The sequence below is a fragment of the Desulfosporosinus sp. OT genome (assembly GCF_000224515.1).
Taxonomy (GTDB): domain Bacteria; phylum Bacillota; class Desulfitobacteriia; order Desulfitobacteriales; family Desulfitobacteriaceae; genus Desulfosporosinus.
Genome location: NZ_AGAF01000039.1, coordinates 1 through 22,818, shown reverse-complemented (window position 1 = coordinate 22,818; position 22,818 = coordinate 1). Strand labels below are relative to the sequence as shown.

The 22,818-nt window shown below is 39.8% G+C and carries 22 protein-coding genes and 2 pseudogenes; 19 read left to right on the top strand and 5 right to left on the bottom strand.

What is annotated here, in order from left to right; genetic code table 11:
- From DOT_RS28250 to DOT_RS03200, 5 genes and pseudogenes are all read left to right on the top strand, one after another.
- Window positions 1–192 (top strand): annotated as a pseudogene (locus tag DOT_RS28250) (sulfite oxidase); the annotation flags it as partial.
- Between the two features lie 263 nt (window positions 193–455).
- The gene (locus tag DOT_RS03215; protein ID WP_139024109.1) at window positions 456–1,625 is read left to right on the top strand and encodes a GIY-YIG nuclease family protein; all 1,170 of its coding nucleotides are present in this window, start codon (window positions 456–458) and stop codon (window positions 1,623–1,625) included.
- Window positions 1,626–1,761: 136 nt separating this feature from the next.
- On the top strand, window positions 1,762–2,505 hold the full coding sequence (locus DOT_RS03210; protein ID WP_040411117.1) for an MBL fold metallo-hydrolase: 744 nt from the start codon (window positions 1,762–1,764) through the stop codon (window positions 2,503–2,505).
- Window positions 2,506–2,608: 103 nt separating this feature from the next.
- Complete coding sequence (locus DOT_RS03205; protein ID WP_009614111.1) at window positions 2,609–3,322, top strand: ABC transporter ATP-binding protein; 714 nt, start codon at window positions 2,609–2,611, stop codon at window positions 3,320–3,322.
- On the top strand, window positions 3,319–4,545 hold the full coding sequence (locus DOT_RS03200) for an ABC transporter permease (RefSeq protein WP_009614109.1): 1,227 nt from the start codon (window positions 3,319–3,321) through the stop codon (window positions 4,543–4,545). The genes DOT_RS03205 and DOT_RS03200 overlap by 4 nt, the downstream gene beginning before the upstream one ends.
- A gap of 403 nt (window positions 4,546–4,948) precedes the next feature.
- Here DOT_RS03200 and DOT_RS03195 read toward each other — a convergent pair whose 3' ends face one another.
- Window positions 4,949–5,395 (bottom strand): ferritin-like domain-containing protein, encoded by a 447-nt coding sequence (locus DOT_RS03195; RefSeq protein ID WP_009614107.1) that lies wholly within the window; start codon window positions 5,393–5,395, stop codon window positions 4,949–4,951.
- Between the two features lie 239 nt (window positions 5,396–5,634).
- Here DOT_RS03195 and DOT_RS03190 point away from each other — a divergent pair, with 239 nt between their 5' ends.
- The 4 genes and pseudogenes from DOT_RS03190 (at window position 5,635) to DOT_RS03175 (ending at window position 9,019) form a co-directional block, all read left to right on the top strand.
- Window positions 5,635–6,138 (top strand): PaaI family thioesterase, encoded by a 504-nt coding sequence (locus tag DOT_RS03190; RefSeq protein ID WP_009614104.1) that lies wholly within the window; start codon window positions 5,635–5,637, stop codon window positions 6,136–6,138.
- A gap of 72 nt (window positions 6,139–6,210) precedes the next feature.
- Window positions 6,211–7,820: pseudogene (locus DOT_RS03185) on the top strand (gamma-glutamyltransferase family protein).
- A 54-nt stretch (window positions 7,821–7,874) separates the two neighbouring features.
- A complete protein-coding gene (locus tag DOT_RS03180) occupies window positions 7,875–8,276 on the top strand; it encodes a PaaI family thioesterase (protein ID WP_009614097.1) in 402 nt (133 codons plus the stop codon).
- Window positions 8,277–8,314: 38 nt separating this feature from the next.
- Window positions 8,315–9,019 carry a hypothetical protein gene (locus DOT_RS03175; RefSeq protein ID WP_040411118.1) on the top strand — a complete coding sequence of 235 codons (705 nt, stop codon included), beginning with the start codon at window positions 8,315–8,317 and terminating at the stop codon, window positions 9,017–9,019.
- Window positions 9,020–9,137: 118 nt separating this feature from the next.
- Here DOT_RS03175 and DOT_RS03170 read toward each other — a convergent pair whose 3' ends face one another.
- Complete coding sequence (locus tag DOT_RS03170) at window positions 9,138–9,659, bottom strand: hypothetical protein (RefSeq protein WP_009614093.1); 522 nt, start codon at window positions 9,657–9,659, stop codon at window positions 9,138–9,140.
- A gap of 465 nt (window positions 9,660–10,124) precedes the next feature.
- Between DOT_RS03170 and DOT_RS03165 the strand changes: the two genes are divergently transcribed.
- From DOT_RS03165 to DOT_RS03155, 3 genes are all read left to right on the top strand, one after another.
- The gene (locus tag DOT_RS03165; RefSeq protein WP_348982135.1) at window positions 10,125–11,261 is read left to right on the top strand and encodes a 3-deoxy-7-phosphoheptulonate synthase; all 1,137 of its coding nucleotides are present in this window, start codon (window positions 10,125–10,127) and stop codon (window positions 11,259–11,261) included.
- Between the two features lie 236 nt (window positions 11,262–11,497).
- Window positions 11,498–12,043, top strand: coding sequence for an NADH peroxidase (locus DOT_RS03160; RefSeq protein WP_009614089.1), 546 nt, complete (start codon window positions 11,498–11,500; stop codon window positions 12,041–12,043).
- Between the two features lie 305 nt (window positions 12,044–12,348).
- The gene (locus DOT_RS03155; RefSeq protein WP_009614087.1) at window positions 12,349–13,218 is read left to right on the top strand and encodes a YitT family protein; all 870 of its coding nucleotides are present in this window, start codon (window positions 12,349–12,351) and stop codon (window positions 13,216–13,218) included.
- Window positions 13,219–13,669: 451 nt separating this feature from the next.
- On the opposite strand, the gene DOT_RS03150 is transcribed toward DOT_RS03155, so the two are convergent.
- From DOT_RS03150 to DOT_RS03140, 3 genes are read right to left on the bottom strand one after another with little or no spacing between them, the layout of a single operon-like run.
- Window positions 13,670–14,842 carry an ABC transporter permease gene (locus DOT_RS03150; RefSeq protein WP_040411115.1) on the bottom strand — a complete coding sequence of 391 codons (1,173 nt, stop codon included), beginning with the start codon at window positions 14,840–14,842 and terminating at the stop codon, window positions 13,670–13,672.
- Complete coding sequence (locus DOT_RS03145; protein WP_009614083.1) at window positions 14,796–15,524, bottom strand: ABC transporter ATP-binding protein; 729 nt, start codon at window positions 15,522–15,524, stop codon at window positions 14,796–14,798. Before DOT_RS03145 ends, DOT_RS03150 begins: the two co-directional genes overlap by 47 nt.
- A complete protein-coding gene (locus DOT_RS03140) occupies window positions 15,521–16,432 on the bottom strand; it encodes an HlyD family efflux transporter periplasmic adaptor subunit (protein ID WP_009614081.1) in 912 nt (303 codons plus the stop codon). Before DOT_RS03140 ends, DOT_RS03145 begins: the two co-directional genes overlap by 4 nt.
- 191 nt (window positions 16,433–16,623) lie before the next feature.
- Between DOT_RS03140 and DOT_RS03135 the strand changes: the two genes are divergently transcribed.
- The 7 genes from DOT_RS03135 to phnM all read left to right on the top strand — a co-directional run bounded on the left by DOT_RS03135 (window position 16,624) and on the right by phnM (window position 22,732).
- Window positions 16,624–17,328: a GntR family transcriptional regulator gene (locus DOT_RS03135; protein WP_009614074.1), complete on the top strand. Its 705-nt coding sequence runs from the start codon at window positions 16,624–16,626 to the stop codon at window positions 17,326–17,328.
- A gap of 309 nt (window positions 17,329–17,637) precedes the next feature.
- Window positions 17,638–18,060, top strand: coding sequence for a phosphonate C-P lyase system protein PhnG (phnG, locus tag DOT_RS03130; RefSeq protein WP_009614073.1), 423 nt, complete (start codon window positions 17,638–17,640; stop codon window positions 18,058–18,060).
- Window positions 18,061–18,080: 20 nt separating this feature from the next.
- Window positions 18,081–18,677, top strand: coding sequence for a phosphonate C-P lyase system protein PhnH (gene phnH / locus DOT_RS03125; RefSeq protein WP_009614071.1), 597 nt, complete (start codon window positions 18,081–18,083; stop codon window positions 18,675–18,677).
- Entirely contained in the window at window positions 18,678–19,817 is a 1,140-nt protein-coding gene (locus tag DOT_RS03120) for a carbon-phosphorus lyase complex subunit PhnI (protein ID WP_009614070.1), read from the top strand.
- Window positions 19,814–20,659 (top strand): alpha-D-ribose 1-methylphosphonate 5-phosphate C-P-lyase PhnJ, encoded by an 846-nt coding sequence (locus DOT_RS03115; protein WP_009614067.1) that lies wholly within the window; start codon window positions 19,814–19,816, stop codon window positions 20,657–20,659. The genes DOT_RS03120 and DOT_RS03115 overlap by 4 nt, the downstream gene beginning before the upstream one ends.
- Window positions 20,660–20,670: 11 nt before the next feature.
- Entirely contained in the window at window positions 20,671–21,516 is an 846-nt protein-coding gene (locus DOT_RS03110; RefSeq protein WP_009614066.1) for an ATP-binding cassette domain-containing protein, read from the top strand.
- A 34-nt stretch (window positions 21,517–21,550) separates the two neighbouring features.
- Complete coding sequence (gene phnM / locus DOT_RS03105) at window positions 21,551–22,732, top strand: phosphonate metabolism protein PhnM (protein ID WP_009614065.1); 1,182 nt, start codon at window positions 21,551–21,553, stop codon at window positions 22,730–22,732.
- The last annotated feature ends 86 nt before the right edge of the window (window positions 22,733–22,818 follow it).

The following is a 22,818-nucleotide window of genomic DNA, read 5'->3' as shown; positions in this document are numbered from 1 at the left end:
CATGAACCTTACACATGGACATTCTGGGAATACTCGTTGAATATTACTGCACCAGGCCATTACTTCTTACAGGTTCGAGCTCAAGATAGCAACGGTAACGTTCAACCTAAAGTTGCTTCTTGGAATGCAAAAGGGTACGGGAACAATTCCATTCACCAGATTCCTATCAATGTACCCCAAATCCTTCATTAACTAAAGTAACGAAATTATTGCAAAGATTTGATAAAAATGATAAAAAAGATGTCCAAAGATATACTTGAAAGTTCTTTGAACATCTTTTTTACAGGGCTTAGTTTAGTTGGTCTAAAACGTTTATAATCTACTTATTGATTTTTCTAGATGAGTTTTCCTTAGGGAACTTGATGAACATGTTAATTACAATTTGTCGAATTTAAGAAATGGCCTATGCTATAATATTGGTATAGTACTAAAGAACTAATATGATGGAGTACGCTATGGATTTTACTGAATTACTTAAACAACTACCACAAAGCCCTGGTATCTATATGATGCGCGATTCATCAGAGAATATTATCTATGTCGGAAAGGCCAAAAATTTAAAAAACAGGGTATCTCAATATTTTCAAAACCAAAAAAATAGAGCTCCTAAGGTCCATGAAATGATCCACAATATTTATACGTTCAACTATCTAGTTACAGACACAGAATTAGATGCATTTATTGAAGAATGTCGCCTTATAAAGGAGATAAAGCCTAGATATAACAAGCAGATGAAGAATGATCGAAATTATAATTATATAAAAATACCGCCTGAACTATACCCCAAGGTTACTAAAGTGAATGAAAAAGCTGACGATGGGGCCTTATATTTTGGCCCTTTTACTAGTCCCCATCGAGTAGAGACTACAATAGAATTTTTGAAAGATTTCTATCCAATACGAAAATGTACTAGCCCGGGACTAGTAAAGAGGACTAATGGTTGTCTGTTTCAACAATTAGACACCTGTTTGGGAGTTTGTACTGGGCAGGTAAGCCCTGAAGAATACGGGGTTTACATAAAAAAAATCCAGCAGCTTTTGAACGGGAATGATAGGGCAGCTGTTCAAGAACTTCATAAAAGAATGGATATGGCTATTGAGAATCTACAATTTGAAAAGGCAGCCAAATATAAGGAGTATAGTTTAGGACTTCGACATGTAATTGGAAAGCAACGCTTAGTTCAGTCCTCAAGTAAAAATAGGAATATCTTAGCGGTTGAATTTATTGACAATATGCTTGCTAAATTATTCCTGATTAAAGGGAATAAGCTACTTTATAGAAAAGCTTTTAATTATGTAATAGCTGCAGATAGTCCAGAATTTAGGCAGTACCTAAAACAGATTATGAGAGAAAAGTTTGTGATAGAAAAAAGTAATATTTGTAGATTAACACAGCATGATATTGATGAAACCCAAATTATTTATTCATATTTGAAAAGGAATAGAAAAAAGATCATGAGTTTTTGGATACCTTCTACACGGCTTAACGGACAAACGTCTGAACTAGATGCCACAGCCTTCAAGATATTAAACAGGATCGCTTCCAGGAATGCGTCGGATTCGTATGAAACAAAAAAAGTTTATAAAGCAGGGAAAATTTTCAAAGAAATAGAAGAAATATTATGAGAGGTATGCTATGCATTGATATGACTGAAGGTTACACTTTTCAGAAACAACGGTATAATTAAAAAATTAGGTCGAAATGGGGTAGCCATTTGTTAGAAGGAGGTGAACCAAAGCTTATCCTGAGCTTTGGAATAAAATGAACATAGCTAACGGTGTAGAAATGTTAGAATTAGCAATGAACGTTATGGGTAATTCAAGTGTAATTCACCCAACGCTCATCTGGGATGAAGCAACGGTTATCTTAGTTGATGCGGGGGCTTCTCAACTACCAGAAATTCAGAAAGTTATGGATCAGGTTGGTGCCCCATTTAGCAGGCTGAACAAAGTGATTCTCACTCATCAAGATCTTGATCATATTGGTGGTTTGCCAGAAATCTTAAGAGTTTCTGATCATAAAGTTGAAGTGTTGGCCCACGAAGAGGAAAAACCCTATATCCAAGGTGATAAACCATTAATTAAATTCAATCCCCAAAAAATGGCTCAAAGGTTGGCATCTCTGCCCGAAGAACAACGTAAACAAATGGAAAAGGTTTTCGAAGCATCACAAAGATTAAAAGCTAATGTCGATAAAACAGTGGAGGATGGAGAGGTATTGCCCTACTGTGGCGGAATTACAGTGATTTTCACACCTGGACATACACCGGGACATATTTGCTTATATCTTAACCAGAGTAAAACTCTGATTACAGGAGATGCTCTTAACGTAGTAGAAGGCCAATTAGTAGGGCCTAAACCGGAATATTCCAGTGATATTGATTCAGCAAAGAATTCGCTGAAAAAGTTAACTCAATATGATATTGAAACAGTTATCTGCTATCATGGCGGAGTCTATAAACATAATGTGAATCAACGCTTACTAGAGTTGGCTAATGAAGGTTAATTGTTAAAAAAGCTAATACTGAAGGAAGGATGTTCAGGATAAAAGTGTAAGCATTTTGAATATCCTTCTTTACTTTTAATAAAACAACGAGGCGAAGAGATTTATGCAATTACTTAGTGTAAACATTAACCACGCTGGGTATTCCGGTAATAATGCTGAGATTATCAAAAATGTGGTCTTGTCTGTAAAATCAGGTGAACTTTTAGGCCTGATTGGTCCTAACGGAGCAGGAAAAAGCACAACACTTAAGGCGATTATGGGGTTGCTGCCAGAGACGAACGGTAAGGTTGAATTCCCAGGGAGAGGCAGATCATATGCCTATATCCCGGAACAACCCGTACTTTATGAAGGGTTAACTCTCTGGGAACATTTGGAACTCGCTGCTGCCGCCTATGAGATCGAGCGGGGAGTATTTGTGTCAAGAGCCGAGGACCTTCTGAGGCTTTTTCGGCTAATGGAAGTCAAGCATCAGATACCGACTACTTTCTCCAAGGGAATGCAGCAAAAGGTCATGCTTATATTAGGCTTTTTACTTGAACCAGCGGTCTATGTGGTAGACGAGCCTTTTATAGGTCTGGACCCAAGAGGTACACGGGATTTTATGGCTCTTCTAAATCAAGCCCGATCTAAGGGAGCGGGGGTATTGATGTCAACGCATGTATTGGATACTGCGGAAAAAATCTGTGATACATTTGTGTTGATGAATGCTGGAACAATCGTAGCTCAAGGCAACCTGAGTGAGATAAGGGCCCAATGTCAGTTATTTGAAGGATCCTTATTTGATTGTTTTGACAAAATCCTGGAGAACGGCCAATGATGACAGTAACGAAACTCTTTTTTCGAAGGCTTGTTGCTGAATGGAAATATCAGTATCAGGTATGGAAAACGGCAGTCGATTGGATTGTAGCTCTTTACATCTTGACCCCTTTTTTTGCCATTTTCCTGAATTATTACGTTTCCTGGTGGAGGAAAGCGCCTGAGTGGCTTCACTATATTCCGTTGACTGCATTCTTAGGCATTTTTTTGATTTTTGCTTGGTCAGGAACGATTCGCATCTTTTTAGAGGAAGCGGATCAGCTCTTCTTATTACAGCGCAAAGCTTGGATAAGTCAGATTATTAGGTACAGCTTAGGTTATTCCATGATCTATAACTTTTTTGCAACCTCGCTGATGATAGGTATTCTAGCGCCGTTTTTGTGGCGTTATTACGGTTTATCCTCTGTAGAAATCCTCTTGATAGCCTTTTTTGTCTTTGTACTCAAAAACTGCTTGGGTCTAGCCAAACAACTGGTTGAACTTCGCTTTAAGGGTTGGCCTCAACGCATGGTGAAGTGGGTAATGTTTTTAATTATTGGCGGATACGTGAGGACGAGTGTAGTTCTGCTGATGAGTCGGACTGGCTTGTTTTATCTTTCGGAGTTAATCCTCTTAATAGTTTTTGGCATTCTCTTATACCAGAGGGAAAAGGTGACAGGAAGCTTCTTCGAAGATGTGTTGAGGGAACGACAGGCAAGACTGAGACTAGCTAAGTTTATGCTCCAGCAAGCGGGAACTTATGTGAAAAAGCCCAGGTTCTCCAGGAAACGCCCCTTATTATTTCGAACCTCGAGGTTACTGTTTAAGAAGCGGAACCCTGTCAATGGATTAGTGGAGATGTGTCTTAAAGCAGTGTTACGTAATGAAAGTGACGTTGGTTTTTACCTTAAACTTGTTGGGATCTATCTTATTATGATCTTGGTCTTTCCAGGAGATCTCAAATGGCTTCTCTGGATTGTGTTTTCAATTATGCTAACGAATGTCGTAGGTATCTCTTGGCTTGAAGTAATTAATTCTCCTTTTGTCTGTCTTTTTCCCTGGCTTCCAGGGACAAAGATAGCAGCGGCGAGGAAAGCCATCTTCCTAATGGCTTTGCCGGGCCAACTGCTACTGGGTTTGGTAGTGGTTCTTCAAACTCATTCTTGGATAGGGGCTTTAGGGCTGGTTCCCAGCGGGTTAGTGATTGGGTATTTTACAGCTAAGAGGGTTTCCTTAAAGTTTTGATAAAGATAAGTAATTTAGAGAACACTGGAATTTTCCCTTCTGTCTCTAGGCCCTCACTAGCTTTAAACGCTTCTTCCAAAAGCCTATCGATTACAGTAAACTAGGGAGTGCGTACTTTACTATATTTCCATATGACATATAATTAGATAAGTGTGTTTCTGTTTGAGTCCCCTTTTAAAAGCCACTAACAATTTTTTGGTAATTCCTGATTGGCAATTAGTAAATAGCTTTGTGGCACCGATCTTTTAAGGTGGGTACGATCTCGAAATGAGAGAGGCTAAAAATGACTGCGCAATGAAGTTGTTTTTCAACGCTGTGGTAAGGTTCCTAAAGAACGGACCTTACCACAGCGTTGAATTTTGTTAAGAAGTGTGTCATTTTGAGATGAATTTTTTACGAGTTGTTAATGAGGATGATTGTTCATATAGTCCCTAAGCCATAGGGTATGAAATTCTTCATCAAGAAGATACTCCATGAGGGTATCTCGGATTACGGAATAATTCTTATTCTTACTTTCCGCAATAAAAGCGCGATACGCCTCAATTGCTTTGTTTTCTAGGGCTACACCTAATTTGCAAGTATTAACAGGACCGGTCGATTCTACCATTTCCCCAAGGAATCCACCGGCTAATTCAAATAGGGAACCAGCAAAAGTAGGGATTTCAAGCTGCGCTTTGTCTAGTACTTGGGCAAAAAAATCAACGTGACCACTTTCGATCTGCACTAATTTTTCAAATGCTTTCCTATAGTATTCATCCGTAGAGGTTGATATTTGTGCTTTGTAAAAAGCAACTTGAAATGTTTCTAATTTATAGAACGATTGAAGACTTGAAACAAATTTATCATCCATTGTTATAATCCTCCTTACTTAAATGGTTGCCATTTTGGGCTCCGGATATAATGCACCAGTCAGCGAATGTTAGGACAAAAGAAAAAATCAATACCGAAGTTAATTCTAAGACACTTATCAGCACTTATGTGGGATGTGAGGGAGATCTGTAATATTATTAGGAAAACCAGGAAGGAGAAAGTAAAATATTGTATAATTGAGTATGTATCGGTCAAAAAATATGATAGGGAGAAAATTGTATGAAACATAGAGTCTTAAAAAAACAGCATAATAGTAAAAAATGTATTGTTTGTGGTATGGAAAATGAATTAGGTTTAAGAGCCTCTTTCTATGAATTAGAAAATGGCGAGCTCATTGCCTTATTTAAACCGCTCGAAGAACACCAGAGCTATCCTGGCAGGTTACATGGCGGGATTGCAGGATCTATATTAGATGAAACTATTGGCAGAGCCATTATGATCATTGATGAAACTATTTGGGGAGTTACCGTTGAGCTAAGATTAAAATATAAAAAACCTATTCCGTTAAATGAAGAACTGAGAGTTATTGCTAGAATTACGAAAGACTCAAGTAGGTTGTTTGAAGGTACGGGGGAGATAATGCTCGGAAATGGTGAGGTTGCAGTGAGTGCTCATGGCAAATATCTTAAGATGCCAATCGAGAAAATAGCAGATTTTAATAAAGATGAGCAAGAATGGCAAGTAATCTTATCTGATGATGACCCTAAAGAAATAGATATTTAAAAGAGTTAAGGTAAACAAAGCAATTAATTAGTTTGAAGGAAGCTATATGTATTATAAGGGGGAATAAGCCGAATGCTTAACTTTGATTCGCTCTATAATCCCTATGTTTCGCGTAGAATGACGGCGTATGCTAAAAATGGAATGGTTGCCTCTGCTCAGCCACTTGCTGCTGAAGCAGGGTTGTCTATTCTGAGAAAAGGTGGAAATGCAATCGATGCAGCTATAGCAACAGCGGTGAGTTTGACAGTTGTCGAGCCAACCTCTAATGGAATAGGCGGAGATGCCTTTGTGCTAGTCTGGACAAAGGGGCAACTTTATGGACTGAATGCTAGCGGTCCGGCACCTCAACTTCTGACTCTGCAAGCTTTGGAGAAGGCTGGATATAAGGAAATGCCCATATACGGCTGGGTTCCCGTCACAGTTCCTGGTGCACCTGCTGCTTGGGCAGAATTGTCCGCTCGCTTTGGTAAGCTTTCTCTAAGTGAAGTTATAGCACCTGCGATTACTTATGCCGAACAGGGTTTTCCCCTTTCTCCGACGGTCGGAAGGAGTTGGGAGAATGCTTTTAACAGATACTCGCTAGAGCTAAAGGAGGAACAATTCAAATATTGGTTTAGTACCTTTGCCCCTCAAGGGCGGGCTCCGAAAATTGGTGAACTTTGGCAATCTCTTGATCACGCCCGCACTTTACAAGCGATCGCAGAGACAAAAGCCCGCTCTTTTTATGGTGGAGTCATTGCGGACAAAATCGATGAGTTTTCTAAAAAGTATGGCGGCTATCTAAGAAAAGATGATCTAGAGGCATACACACCAGAATGGGTAACCCCCATAAACATTAATTACCGAGGGTATGACGTTTGGGAAATTCCCCCCAATGGACACGGTCTCGTTGCGCTTATGGCCTTAAATATTTTAAAAGGCTTCGATTTCGAAATAAAAGAAAGCCCCGACTCTTATCATAGGCAAATCGAAGCCCTAAAACTAGCGTTTGTAGATGGTAAGAGATACATTGCCGATCAATCCAAGATGCAATATAGAATTCAAGATCTGCTATCTGATGCCTACGCTACAGAACGGAGGAAAGAAATCGGAGAAAGAGCCCTAATGCCTGAACCTGGAAATCCACCTAAAGGGGGAACCGTTTATCTGGCAACAGCTGATGGAGAGGGAAACATGGTTTCTTATATTCAAAGTAACTATATGGGCTTTGGCTCAGGTTTAGTTGTCCCGGAAACAGGCATTAGCCTACATAACCGTGGAAACAACTTTTCACTGAACCGAAATCATGTCAATTGTCTGGAGCCCGGTAAACGGCCTTATCATACCATCATTCCAGGTTTCTTAACCAAAATAGTTGTCCTGTTGGCCCCTTCGGAGTAATGGGAGGGTTTATGCAACCTCAAGGACATCTCCAAGTTGTAATGAACGCCATTGATTTCAATTTGAACCCTCAAGCGACACTCGACGCGCCCCGATGGCAATGGATTAATGGAAAAACCATCGAGATTGAGCATTCCTTTCCAGAGCATATTGCCCAAGCTCTGTCCCGTAGAGGGCATGACATCCGATGGGCCTTAGATTCTAGCGGCTTTGGACGTGGTCAAATAATCTGGAGAACTTCAGGTGGGATATTAGCTGGAGGAACCGAGCCCAGAGCGGATGGGCACATTGCCTTGTGGTGATTGGTCAAATTAGATAGAAGAATTTAGATTAAGCAGAAAGTAGGGTCATGAGAATTGCAAACGAATGATAAACTAATAAAACTTCTTGAAAATGATAGATTTGCTGCTTTTGTTGGTATAGAACTTGTTAAAGTACAGCCTGGTTACGCTGTGACCAAGATGGACATTTCTGAGAAACACTTAAATGGCGTCAATATCATTCAAGGGGGGGCGATTTTTACACTTGCCGACTTCGCCTTTGCTGCCGCATCAAATGCTTGTGGACAAGTAACCGTGGGCATTAATGCTAGTATAGCTTATTTTCAAGCCTCTAAAGGAAATATATTAATAGCTGAAGCCAAGGAAGTAGCAACATCTCAAAAAATTTCTAATTATACGGTTGATGTGTTTAATGAGAACAAGGATCACATTGCACAATTAAGTATTACGGGCTATAAAAAGAATGAAAAAATATGAACAAAGTAGTTTCTAAAAAGAAACTGGAGGTTGAATTTTTGGGCAAACAAGAAGATGTTCTACAAGGGTTTAGCCGTAGACGTATTAATGAAGAAGCAGTCAATGTGGAAAGAATCCATTTTTATAAGACGGACAAACGAGTTAACCCCAAGCAAGAGGAACCGTTCTTGGTTTTCCCTGGGAATGTGCCTGTTTTGCTATCTGCTCCGCATGCAGTTAGACATTATAGACAAAAGAAGATTAAGATGTCAGATCAATTCACGGGATCTATTGTATACCTTTTACACAAACTGACTGGTTGTCATGTTATTGCTGCTACTAAGCTTTATGGCGGCGATCCTAATATTGATAACCCGTGTATCTATAAAGAAAAAATTGCTGAGATTAGTAGTAGGGAAAAAGTGAAGTTCGTACTGGACATCCACGGTTCAGCCCGTGAGCGTGAATTCGATGTGAACTTTGGTACAAATAGTAGAAAACCTTTTTTAGTTAAAGAACGAATATTAGAAACGCTAGAGCTTAATTTTCAGAGCTTCGGGTTAAGTAGAATCTCCTATGACTATTCTACCGCAACAGGTCCCAACACTATAGCGAATTATGTGGCGTGTGAATTGAGAATTCCAGCAGTTCAAGTAGAGATTAACAAGCAATATAGGGTTCCAGCGCAAAACCCTCTCGGGTTTCACCGTCTGCTAGGGGCTTTGATGGAAAGTATCAAAGAATTAGCCCAAACAAATTCATAAACGTAAGAGATTCCTCGCCAAAACGGCGTGAATCCCTTGCGTTTATGAATGTAGGTAATCTATTCAGAAGAATGAACCGGTTTGTTCTTTGTTAAGAATTCAGTATGTTATTAACAGTTTATAAATATTTAGCTTTAGGAAATAAACTTTGCGGTTCATCGATCTCCAACGTCAAATTCTTAGGCTTGAATAAACGGCTGTCTCCCAAATGGACTGCTATAGCTATTTTCGTCATTCCAAAGGCAAGGTGGGATATAAAGGTTGCAATTGCATCCTTGGGTTTTACAGGATAAATGGTCGTTGCACCAAGTCTTGAAAGGACTCCGTATAAAGCCCCCCATTCAACAGCACCTAATCCAGCCCCTTTTATTAGATGTTTATCCTTTCCCATAAGAGTAAGCCAATAAGTGCAGGTTACTCCAAGTCCCGCAGCGATCATATTATCGGCAATAATACCCACGGCTCTCCCGTAAGAGGTGGCTATATCAGACTTTTTCAAGAAGATACCAGCTGCAGTCGTGTAACCATTACTCTTGGAAACACCGGTTCTTTTAAAAACCTGCTCAACCGCTATTTTAGCTAAATTTCCTCCTAGACCAGAGATGAGACCCAACGAAAACCTATCTTTAATCTTCTTCACATAGTTTCACCTCCACGACATCTTCCTAAAAATAGTTTTCCCAGCCATTAATTGTCCTATCACGCCCAATTTATGGATGATATTTAGATAACGACAACAATCTGTAAAAATTGTAAACCAGTTATAACAGGGCACTGGGATTTAAGCAATTAAAAACCCCTAAAGTAGATAAGGCTCTTTATAGCCATATCTACTTTAGGGGCTGACTTAAATTTAAAAATTTGAATATCCAGTTTTAGTTTAGCCTATATGTACAATAAGATTCGTAACACCTACAATAAGTATCGATAAAACGATTGTTCCACCTATAATAATAAGATTTTGTTTTCTTGTGTTTATTTTGTGCCAAAGCAAAAATATCCCTCCATAGTTTAGCAATCTCATTTCAATTTTATCATTGCCTTGAATTAAAAAGTATGGACTTAAAGTCCTAAGGATCTAGTAAAAAAGTCCTATAATTGTTTTCTGGTAATAAATACAATATACTTTACTAAATACATTGCTAGTCTTCGCGAAAAAAATTATACTGAACAAAGTAGTGTCAAAGTCACACAAACAAAGGAGAATAATGCTATGAGTATGAACTTCGTCAAAAGAATACCTACCGCTGGTGAGATAATAGAACAGATACCTTTACCTAATCAAATTAGAGATATAAAAGAAACCAGGGATAATGATCTAAGAAATATTTTTGAAAATAAGGATAATAGATTTATCCTTATAATAGGCCCATGTTCTGCTGATAATGAAGACTCTGTTTGCGAATATATAGAGAAGCTTGCACGGGTTCAGGAAAAGGTAAAGGATTCAATTCTAATTGTGCCAAGAATTTATACAAATAAGCCTAGGACTACCGGCGAAGGTTATAAAGGCATGGCCCATCAACCTGATCCAAGTAAGAAACCAGATTTATTTGAGGGTATTAAAGCGATTAGAAGAATGCATTTAAGAGCACTATGCGAATATCACATGCCTGCAGCGGATGAAATGCTCTATCCGGAAAATTACACATATCTCGCAGACGTCTTGGGTTACATTGCAATTGGTGCCCGTTCAGTAGAAAACCAGCAACACAGACTAGCTGTAAGTGGGGTCGATACACCTGTAGGAATGAAAAATCCGACAAGTGGTGACCTATCCGTAATGTTGAACTCTATCATCGCGTCACAACAGGGCCATACTTTTACATATGCCGGGTGGGAGGTAGAAACCACAGGCAACCTACTTACTCATGCCATTTTAAGAGGTGCCGTGGATTCTAATGGCAGAAACATCCCTAATTACCATTTTGAAGATTTAATTCGCATTGCTAAAGACTATGAAAAACTGCAGCTTTCCAACGCCACAATCATTGTTGATACAAATCATGCCAATTCTATGAAATGCTATTCCGAACAACCAAGAATAGCAAGAGAAGTGTTGATGAGTAGAAAATATGACGCTTTGCTTAAGAAAATGATAAAAGGTCTGATGATTGAAAGCTATCTTGTAGAAGGAAGACAAGGTATCGGTGAAAATATTTATGGAAAATCAATAACGGATGCCTGTCTTGGATGGGATGACACAGAAAAGCTAATTTATTACATTGCTGAAAACGTTTAATTAAGGTAACACGCCTCAAATTATCTAGGTCCATTGAAAACAAACATTGGATAGCGCTACTTAATGGATGCTGTTAAGTAGCGCTTTTTGAGTTGCCGCACCACGGACAGGTAAAGTGTAGAGCAAATACCGCTCGAATTAGTTTATAAATATTTTGAATTAGTAATTGACATCATATTAAAATTATTATAATATAATCTATAGATAAGTCATTACATTTTAGGAGGAGTTATTTTATGAAAAAATTTATTTGTTCAGTATGTGGATATGTGTTTGAGGGAAAGGAAGCACCGGAACAATGTCCTCATTGTAATTCTCCTAAGGAAAAATTCTTGGAGAAAACAAATGAAGTAATGCAGTGGGCCGATGAGCATACAATCGGAGTAGCCGAAGGTGTTGATCCTGAAATAGTTGAAGGATTAAGAGCTAACTTTATGGGCGAATGTACTGAGGTTGGAATGTATTTGGCAATGAGCCGTCAAGCAGATCGAGAAGGGTATCCTGAAATCGCAGAGGCTTATAAAAGGATTGCGTTTGAAGAAGCAGATCATGCAGCCAAGTTTGCGGAGCTGTTGGGTGAAGTGGTCAATGCTGATACGAAAAAGAATTTGGAGTTGAGGGTTGAAGCAGAATTTGGTGCCTGTCAGGGTAAAAAGGACTTGGCCACCAAAGCCAAGCAGCTAAATTATGATGCCATTCATGATACCGTTCATGAGATGTGTAAGGATGAAGCAAGGCACGGATCAGCCTTTAAAGGACTTCTTGATAGGTACTTTAAATAATTCCTTAAATTCACAGCAAGACCCATTCCAATCATTTTTGGAATGGGTCTTTTGATTTATAAATGACAATTTGATAAACTATCTAGTAATGGTGCAATATGTAAAAAATGCAGGATGGTAAAGACATAATAAGAACCATTTATAAATAAATAAAGGATAATTACATTTCAGATAATTACATTTCATTAGAAGCTTAAGTTTTTAAGGTTTTAGAAAAAATTTGCAACATAACAGGTTAGATTAGATTTAGATAGGTGTTACGCACACTTCTGCGTGCGCTAGTAAGTGAGAGGAGTAGGTGAAATTTGCTCAATAAGAGAAACAGTATTCAGAAAACAATTAAAAATGTTCTATTTTTAATTTTAGGTTCAGCCTTAGCGGGAGTAGGTTTAGAGATTTTTCTAATTCCCAACAACGTAATCGATGGTGGCATAGTAGGTATATCCATAATGGCAGGGTATCTTACGAGTTGGCCAGTAGGCTTATTCATATTCGTACTCAACATTCCGTTTTTTATCTTCGGATATTTACAAATTGGAAAATCGTTTACGTTTTCTACCATATTTTCAGTCGCAATGTTATCGATGTGGGTCAGTGTTTTACATCCAGTACCTGGAATTACTCATGACGTATTTTTAGCTACCGTTTTTGGAGGAATTGTATTAGGAATTGGGGTTGGGTTAATCATTCGTTATGGTGGCTCTTTAGATGGAACAGAAATTATTGCCATTGTTCTAGATAAGAAAACGGTATTTTCTGTTGGGGAAATAGTTATGTTCTTTAACCTTTTTATCTTAAGTAGTGCCGGAATGGTTTTCGGATGGGACAGAGCTATGTATTCACTCGTTGCCTATTTTATAGCATTTAAAGTAATTGATCTTACAATAGAAGGCTTAGACGAGTCTAAAGAAGTAATGATTATATCTGACAAATACGAAGAAATTTCTTTAATACTAATGGCTAGACTTGGCAGAGGGGTTACTCTGCTCCAAGGAATTCAAGGAAAAGGGGGATTTTCAGGAGATACCAAGGCTGTATTATATTGTGTTGTGACACGTATAGAGATTGCTAAATTAAAAGCTATTCTCAATGAGATCGATAAGAATGCTTTTGTTACAATAAGTAGTGTGCACGAAGTAATGGGGGGAAGATTTACCAAGAAAGCAATTCACTAGTGAAGAGAGTCTGACATCAGGAATTTGAGATTAGAATACTACTTCCTCATGTTCTATTTTTTGGGATCATTGAATGGAGGACTCGCTATTCCAAGCGGAAACCCGGTAGCAATTGCAGTCGTTACGGAATGAATTAGCCTTGAAAATGGCGTAACTTTGAATTCGCGCGATAAAACAAATGAAATTGTTAAAATAATTAGTACAACTTCAAATCCAACAAAAAGCCTTTGTTTAGTGGTACGAAATCTCTAAGCTGGTACCTGCAAAATACGCAACGGGAACCACTATGATGTTAGGAATAATAACAAGTAATAGGAAATCATACATGAACAGACCCCTTTTCGCAAACGTAATTTTTCAAATACGGTCCGAGAACTATGATTAAGCATCATGCCTCATAAGTTGTTGTTTTCATTTCCAGTTGGCTGACGTGATTAAGTTTAACAATATCCTAAACGTGTCTGAGCGCGTCTATAGGATTCAATCTGCTCGCTTTCCTCGCAGGAGCTAAGCCAAAGATAATTCCTACGGCTGCCGAAAAGCCCACTGCGAGAATTATTGTCCAAGCGGTAATCGTAAACGAAAATTTCATTAAGATAGATGCGACTATGGCGATTAATAACCCTATGATCAATCCTAATAGACCACCAAATAGAGAAATAAAGATAGACTCAATTAGAAACTGTAATTGAATTTGGGCAGGCTCTGCTCCTAACGCCTTCCTGAGTCCTATTTCTGTAGTGCGTTCTGTAACGGATACAAGCATCATATTCATAATTCCAATTCCACCTACCAGCAAAGATATTGAGGCAATACCGGCGAGCAAAAGCGTCAACATACCAGTTATATTACCGATAACATCAATGATATTTTGCATATTAAGCACAGTAAATGTATTTTCACGGTAGTTAAATGCGGAATTTAAAATGGTGGTGACGTCATTGATAATACTTTCGGATTTGTTGGCATCGCTCATATATACATCAACATTTGTAATGTTCCTCACTCCCAGTGTTTTCATAGCCGAGGTGTAGGGCATAATTACAATATCGTTTGTCGATCCCATGATTGAGCCGCTGCTTTCCTTTAAAACGCCAACAATTGTAACGGTGTTGCCATTAACCAATAGGTGCTGACCAATAGGCTCATCCCCCCAAAAAAGTTCTTTGGCCAGATCACTGCCAAGTACTGCAACTTGATTTTTGTTATTAACATCAAGAACATTTACCCCTCTGCCTCTGGCCAAACTATCCAGCTCTTTATTGAAGTAAACATTATTTTTGCCTTGCACTGAAACGTCTGTTTTAACATTGCGCTTATAAACGAGTGCGGTTTTACCCGAAACAGTCGGTGAAACTCCACTGACATTATTGACCAGAGAAAGCTGCTCCAGATCTTTTTCACTCAGCCCTTGTTTTAAGCGTGTGCCCATTGCCTGAATGGTAATTTTATCAGCACCCAGCGATGATATCTGGCTAGTAATGCTTCCCGTTGCACCTTGTACAATGGTAATCAGGGCGATGATGGAGGAGACCCCTATCAGCACACCAAGGACTGTTAAAAATGAACGCATTTTATTATGAATGATATTGCTCCATGCCATTTTCATACACTCTTTCAGCATTAGTTGCAGCCCCCTCACTTAGATGTCCATCAAGGATGTTAACGATTCTTTTGGAATATCGGGCGATATTCGTATCGTGTGTAATCATGATAATAGTTCTTCCTTCGGCATTAAGGTCTTTAAAGAGCTGCATAATTTGTTGTCCGGTCTTTTGGTCAAGTGCACCTGTCGGCTCGTCAGCAAGCAGGATCGTTGGTTCAGTCACAACAGATCGGGCAATAGCGACACGTTGTTGTTGTCCGCCTGAAAGCTGGTTCGGATAGTTATTCATTTTTTCGGCAAGACCTACCCGTTCGAGTATTGCCATTGCTTTCTTGCGGCGATTTTCGGGAGATACTCTAGCATATATCATCGGCAATTCTACGTTTTCCAGGGCGTTCAATCTTTGGAGAAGCTGAAAACTCTGAAATACAAAGCCGATTTCTTTATTACGTATCCGTGCTAATTCCCTTTCGTCCAAGTCTTCAACATCATTATTGGCTAAAATATATTTTCCGCTAGTAGGAACATCAAGACAGCCAAGAATATTCATAAGGGTTGACTTGCCAGAACCCGAGGGCCCTAAAATTGAGACAAACTCTCCCTCGTTAATTTTTAGATTGATCTTATTAAGCACGACAAGCTCTTCAGCATCTAAAGAGTAGCGCTTGACTATGTCTTGCATATTGAGGATTTCACTCATTGTGCCTTAACACCCCCAGAACTTCCTTGGGAAGTTTCATTGGTGCCTTGTCTCATCTGGGCACTCGAACCAAAACCGGTGGCTTGAACCGTCGGCAGAACTAATACAGTGTCATTGGTTGTCACGCCGCTTTTAATCTCTGCGTGCACCCCATCATTAAGACCAAGTGTTATCTTAACGGTTTTTGGAGAATTAGTACTTTCTTTTAGCAATACATACGGGGTGTTGTCAGCGTCAAACTGTATTGCTGACATGGGCAGGAGTACCACGTCAGAAACACTCTGATTTATGACTTTCGCTTCGGCTGACATCCCTACGCGCAGGTTATTGTCCTTGGGGAGAGAGATTGTAGCTGTAAAATTTGTGACTCCGTTCGCATATTCGCCTTCTTTAGATACATCGGTAATTTTCCCACTAACATCTTTATTCAAGGCATGAATGGTAACAGTTGCGTCCTTGCCCGTCGAAACAGCTGACAGATCATATTCGTCAACCTGTACTTTCAGTTGCAAATCGGAATAATCGACAATATCAATTAACTTTGCGCCAGGCATAAGCTGGGCATTTTCAGCGGCATCAATACTGGAAACTTCTCCGGAAATCTCGGATTTTATCTCTTCACCCATTACTGTCGTCATTAAAACGGTATCTGTCGATATCTTTTGCCCCTCTTGAACCTTAATTTCTTTAATTTGCATAGTCTTATCTGCAAAAACTGTCTGTCTGTTTTTAGCTTCAACACTGCCAGTAAAGCTGTAATTGGTGACTAAATTGCCCGTCGCAGGTTTGACTTCTGTATAGCTTGTTTTTTTAGGTAGAGAATAGACAGCAATACCTAAGGCCACGACCAAGACACCAATGATCGACCAGATAATTACTTTTTTGTTTCCCGACTTTTTATTTTTCATTAGATCGACCTCATCTTTATTTGTTTTTAGCAGTTTGCCTGAATAATTGTGGTAATATACCATGGCGAAATTTATTGAACGGAGAATACCAACTTCACTATCTGATCAAGGTTTTACATTGTCTTAACGTATAACGGTGAGTAATTTTGTATAATAAAGGGAAGTGGGAAGTGGGAAGTGGGTGTAAGGCAATGTCAAATGAAATGGAAATCGTGGACAAGTTGATGTCTCAAATAGTCTCAGGAAAATACCATGCCCATAATAAACTGCCCTCGGAAAATGAGATTGCAGAACAATACAAGGTGCCGAGAATTACAGCTCGGAAAGCTTACGAAAGACTTGAAGAGTTGGGGTATATCTATAAAAAGCAGGGTAAAGGCAGTTATGTCAAAGACAGATATAAACAGATTGAGCTTGTTCTGTCGGGTGATGTTAGTTTCAGCCAGAAAATGATCGACAAAGGCTATGATTTTCAAACTAAAACTATATTTTGCCAGGAAATTAGATATAATAAAAAGATTTTTGATAGTTTAGAAACTGATGAGCAAGACAGGATTTACAAAGTAGGGAGACTGAGGTACATTGATCAACAACCTATCGCCCTGCATATCTCCTATGTAGCCAAATCTGTGTTCAATGATATAGATACCGTGGGAATGGATATTACATCCATGTTCAAATATTACAATGTTAAGGGTTACACGGAGTTTTGCTCGAAACCCAGCATTTTAAGCGTTTCTTTTCCCACGAAGTCCCAACGAAAATTATTGAATTGCCCCTATTTAATACCCCTTCTAGTCTTGGAGTCAGGTTGTATGGACACAAAGACGGGTACTGTTTTGGAGTACATAAAGATTTTTTATAGAAGTGATTGTTTTTCCTACGTCATCCCATAGACTATAGATACCTAAACAGTTCTTTTTAGGATATAGTGGACATAAGCAAAATATAGGATTTTTAAGATTAGGGCCTATCCTTAGAAAAGAGCCTTTCACCCATAAAGTGGTGGAAGGCTCTTTGAACGTTATTTAGGCTCTGTTCACGAAATCAGAAAACAAACCTATAGGCTTTACAAAGATTTAACGGAGTAATTACAAAGCTTTAACATCGGTCAAGTTGGCAACAAGTTATGATAATCACGTGGACATAGAGCACTACGTTTATAAAGTTGGAGACTTTACTCTTACACAAAGGAAGGCTAAGTGATGATCAGAAAAAAAAGAACTGAAATCTTAATCAAAGGTTCACCAGAGGTTTCCGCAAAATTAGCCCAAGAGATACTAACAGTTCATGAGGTCACGACCATTGAGGAACCCAATAATAGTTTAGTTATGGTCAAGGTACGAGAAAGCGCTCAACGAAGCTTATTCTATCTCGGTGAGGTCTTGATTACAGAATGTAAGGTTATGATCAAGGGAATTTTAGGAATCGGTATGATCAAGGGTCATGAACCTGTGTTGGCTTACAATCTGGCAATTATCGATGCTGCTTACAATGCGAATTTGCCGGAGACAAATGAATGGGCGAACCTATTATTGTCAGAGGAAGTCAAAATCAAGGAAGCATGTGAAGCTTTAAACAACAAGATCTTAAAGACAAAAGTGAACTTTGCTACTATGGATGTTTAGATAAAAGGGGTAAGAAGTAGATGAAACTTGATTTGGTTCATGATATTCAAGCAGCTTATCGCCTAACGCTTGATTCAATGTCTAGACCGGGCCTGATCAGCAATATCAGCAATCAGGCAGACAAGCTGAATATGGAGATTAGTTGTTTTGGCTCAACCTTAGTATTAGTGTTGATGCTCTTTGATACAGAAGTAAAATTCAAGGTATGTTCTGAATGTGAAGCAGAAACCGCCAAACTTATTAACCAGCTAACGTATGCCAAAGAGACGGAAATCGAGAGCGCGGATTATATTCTTGTTCTGAAGGACGCTAAACCGGAAGATTTAGAGGAGGTCTTTAGAAAGGCCTACCCAGGTGATTTGCTGGACCCACATAAAGCAGCAACCATTATCATTGAAACAGATTACGTGAGCAATGACCAGAACTTAACCTTGACAGGTCCTGGAATTGAAAAGGAAAGCTACATAGACGTGAAAACAAATGATCACTGGGTTAAACTCCGAGCTGAAAAAAACACTGAATATCCCTTGGGAATAGATCTTATCTTTACAGATTGGTATGACAACATTTTATGTCTGCCAAGGACAACTCAAATAGCGAAACGGGTGATTAAATAGATGGGCTATGTTGCAGTAAAAGGCGGAACTCTTGCCATCGAAGAATCAATCAAACGCCTGAAATATGAACGTTTAAAAAAGCGCGTGGTTTTGGATTGTCACAAAATTGAAGGCGGAATGCGCTGCCTGATTGACCAAGTTATGTCCGAAAGCAGCCTCTATAATGAGACTTTGGCAGCGATGGCAATCAAGCAGGCTGAAGGTAGTCCTGAAGAAGCTGTGTTCTTAATGAGAGCTTATCGTTCGACATTGCCACGCAAACACTATTCGCGAACGGTCGAGTCCGAGGATATGTTGGTGGAACGACGAATATCGGCCAGCTTTAAAGACATTCCCGGTGGACAGATCTTAGGGGCTGCTAATGATTACACTCATCGATTAATCGACTTTAATCTCAATGAAGAAACAGACGAAGAGGCCGTTAACTGGATACGCGAATATGCCCTGGAAAACGTAGTCGATCAAGACAAGACGGATTTAACTAATCTGCCCAAGGTTCTAAATTATCTGCGGGAGGCCGGTCTGCTGCCATCTTGTGAAAGAGACAATCGCGAGCCAGACGATGTTACCAAAGAAAGTCTCCAGTTTCCAACGAGCCGCAGTGAACGATTGCAGATTTTGACTAGAGGGCAGACTGGTGCGGTTACATCAATAGGCTATATAGCACTGCGCAGTTATGGAGCGTTGCATCCAACGGTGGGAGAATTGCGGATTGGCAAGCTGCCGCTTCATGTGGATAACCCGTTTAACGAACAAAATGAGGACGAGGATGCTTATTATATTGGAGAAATTAAAGTCACTGAAGTAGAGACTCTGTTTCCGGAAGATATACAAAAATTCACGGGTCAAAAAGAGATTGAATTCAGCCTGGGCTATGGAATCTGTTATGGCCAAAATGAAACCAAAGCAATTGCCATGAGCATCTTAGACCATTGCCTCGAAACGGGCAATCCTGAGTATCCGACGCATAATGAAGAGTTTGTTCTTTTGCATATAGACTCTGTTGAGTCCACAGGGTTTATTTCACATCTCAAATTACCTCACTATGTGACATTTCAGTCCAAGCTGGACAGTGTGCGTAAGTCGAAAAAGGGTCAGGTCGGCCAAAACATGGAAAGTAATGAGGAGCTAAATCCATGAGAATTGAGTATAATTTTGCCTTTTTTGATGAAGGGTCTAAACGAGAGATTAGAAGAGCAACTCTCAAGGCAATAGCCATTCCAGGCTATCAGGTACCTTTTGCTTCACGGGAAATGCCGATCGCCAGAGGCTGGGGAACGGGGGGGTTACAATTGACACTTTCCTTGGTCGGTAAGCCAGATATTCTGAAAGTTATTGACCAAGGCTCAGATGAATCAGTAAATGCCGTAAATATTAAAAAGCTCATCGCTATAACAACGGGTGTAACCGTATCCGACGAAACGGCGGAAGCAACCATCATTCAATCAAGGCACAGAATCCCGGAAGTCCCTCTCCAAGAAGGTCAGATATTGGTTCTTCAGGTCCCTTTACCTGAACCGTTGAGATATTATGAGCCGAGCGAATATGAAACTAAAAAGCTCCATGCAGAGCAAGAGTACAGTGGTGCCTGGCTGATGCTTTTTGAGCAGATCATGAACTACGGAACAATGTCAACGGGTGCAGACCATCCAGTTATGGTTCATGGTAGGTATGTTATGGCCCCCAGCCCTATCCCGAGATTCGATAATCCCAAGCTGAATTATTCGCAGGCGTTGATTCTTCTAGGGGCAGGTCGTGAAAAGAAGGTTTATGCTGTGCCTCCATTTACTAGGGTTGCATCCCTTGATTTTGAAGACTACCCTTTTGGAGTTGAATCGTTTCAGGATAAGTGCTGCAGATTGTGCGGGGCCCAAGGCGTGTTTATGGATGAAATACTAGATGATGTAACAGGTGAACCTTTTTATCAATGCAACGATTCCAGCTATTGTCTGCAGAACTTGAATGGAAAATCAAGAGGATGAGGGATTGAAAAATGGAAGAATTTGAACAACCTGTCTTGTCCGTAAATAAGCTCAATAAACTATATGGCAACGGGTGTGTAAATTGTAGAGGGTCAAAAAGGAACCGTTTGCTGAAAAATTATTGTCCTATCTGTGGTACGGTATATGCTTGCCGGGATATTACGTTCGAAGTGCATGCGGGAGAGATATTAGGAGTCGTTGGAGAAAGCGGTAGTGGTAAGTCGACCATGATGGAGTGTCTGTACTTTGATCAGGAAGTAAGCAGCGGAGAAGCCTACATCTGTTCCTACAAGGGCGGGAAAACAAATGTGTTTGCAGAGTCGTCCCAACAAAAACGATACATCAGGAATCATATGATGGGAAAAGTCTACCAAAATCCACTTTTGAGTTTAAAGATGAATTTCTCATCGCTTGGCAATATCGCTGAAAAGCTGATTTCAGCAGGAAACAGGAATGTCGGAATGATGGAAGCCCGAGGGGAAGAATTACTGGAGCATGTAAACATACCTGTTTATCGGATGAAAGAAGCTCCCAAGAATTTTTCAGGTGGAATGCAGCAGAGAGTTCAAATAGCCAAAGCTTTGTCGAACAATCCGCCACTGCTCCTGCTCGATGAAGTGACCACCGGGTTGGATTTGTCCGTACAAGCCAGTGTCCTTGATTTAATTAAGACAATTCAGAGAGAGTTGAAGATTACTGTGGTCATAGTCTCCCATGATTTAGGCGTTATCAGAATGCTGGCGGATCGAACAATTGTGATGCTGGATGGAAAAATTATTGAACATGGTTTGACAGATCAGATTCTTGAAGATCCGCAGCATAGCTACACCCAGAAGTTAGTCCAATCGTTGTTATAAGTAATCCTAGGTGCGGACAAAAGGAGAAAAGTAAATGTATTTAATCACCAATGGACGGATTATTACCGAGGAGTCTATTTTAATAGGGTATGACCTGGTGATCAAAGACGATCGGATTTTCAAGATAATTCCCCAAGGAGAGGTGGAAATGGTTGATGGCCTGCAGGTAATTGATGGAGCAGGTGGTTACGTAACCGCTGGATTCATCGATATTCACTCGGATTACATTGAAAATATGGCAGCGCCAAGACCAACCTGTCTGATGGATTTCCACATGAGTGTCCGAGAAACAGAAAAGCAATTGATCTCCCATGGTGTTACAACAATGTTCCACTCCCTTTCGCTGTTTAAGGACTCTGAGTATAAGCGAAAACCAATACGTGATCCGGAAAATGTTAAGAAATTTGTCGATTTAATTGATAAGACCCAGGCAGGTCAGCACTTGATAAGGCACCGATTTCACGCGAGGTTCGAAATTGATAACTTAAGGGAAGTCAAGAAGTTGAAAAATTATATCCAGGAGAAAAAGATCCAGCTTCTTTCCTTCATGGATCATTCGCCGGGACAGGGCCAATACAGGGATTTGAAGGTCTATAGTGATATGGTCAAAAGCTACAATGACGTAGATGATGCGTCAATTGTGAACATGATTTCCCGACATCAAGCCAAAGAGAAAGTAACGATGGAGGGAATGAAGGAACTAGCTGAATTGGCTCGTAAAAATGGCATTGCCATAGCCTCACACGATGACGATACTCTCGAAAAACTAGAGTTGGTACAAAGCTTAGGTGCGACAATCAGCGAATTTCCTATAACGATGGAAATCGCCCAGAAGGCCAAAGAGAAAGGTATGTTTACCATGGCGGGAGCACCGAACATCCTCTTAGGCGGTTCTCACAGTGGAAATCTGTCTGCGGCTGAAGCAATCCTGAGCAACAATATTGACATTTTATGCAGCGATTATTATCCGCCTGCCCTGCTGCATGCCGTCTTCGCCTTGCATGAGAAGTATGGACTGAACCTTGTCGAGGTACTCAAGTTGGTTACCCTCAATCCTGCCAAAGCAGTGGCCATGGACGAGGAAATTGGCTCTATCAAGGTAGGGAAAAAAGCGGACTTGCTGATTATTGAAAAAATCAAAGATGGTTATCCGGTTATTACGTCGGTCATAGTCGATGGGGCGATAAGGCAAAACACATATTATCCGGCGCTCTAATTATAACTTAAACGCACCTGTTTCTTGAGGGTGTTAAGACTCGGGGTAAGAAACAATAAATTTTTGATGAAGTATTTAACTTAAAT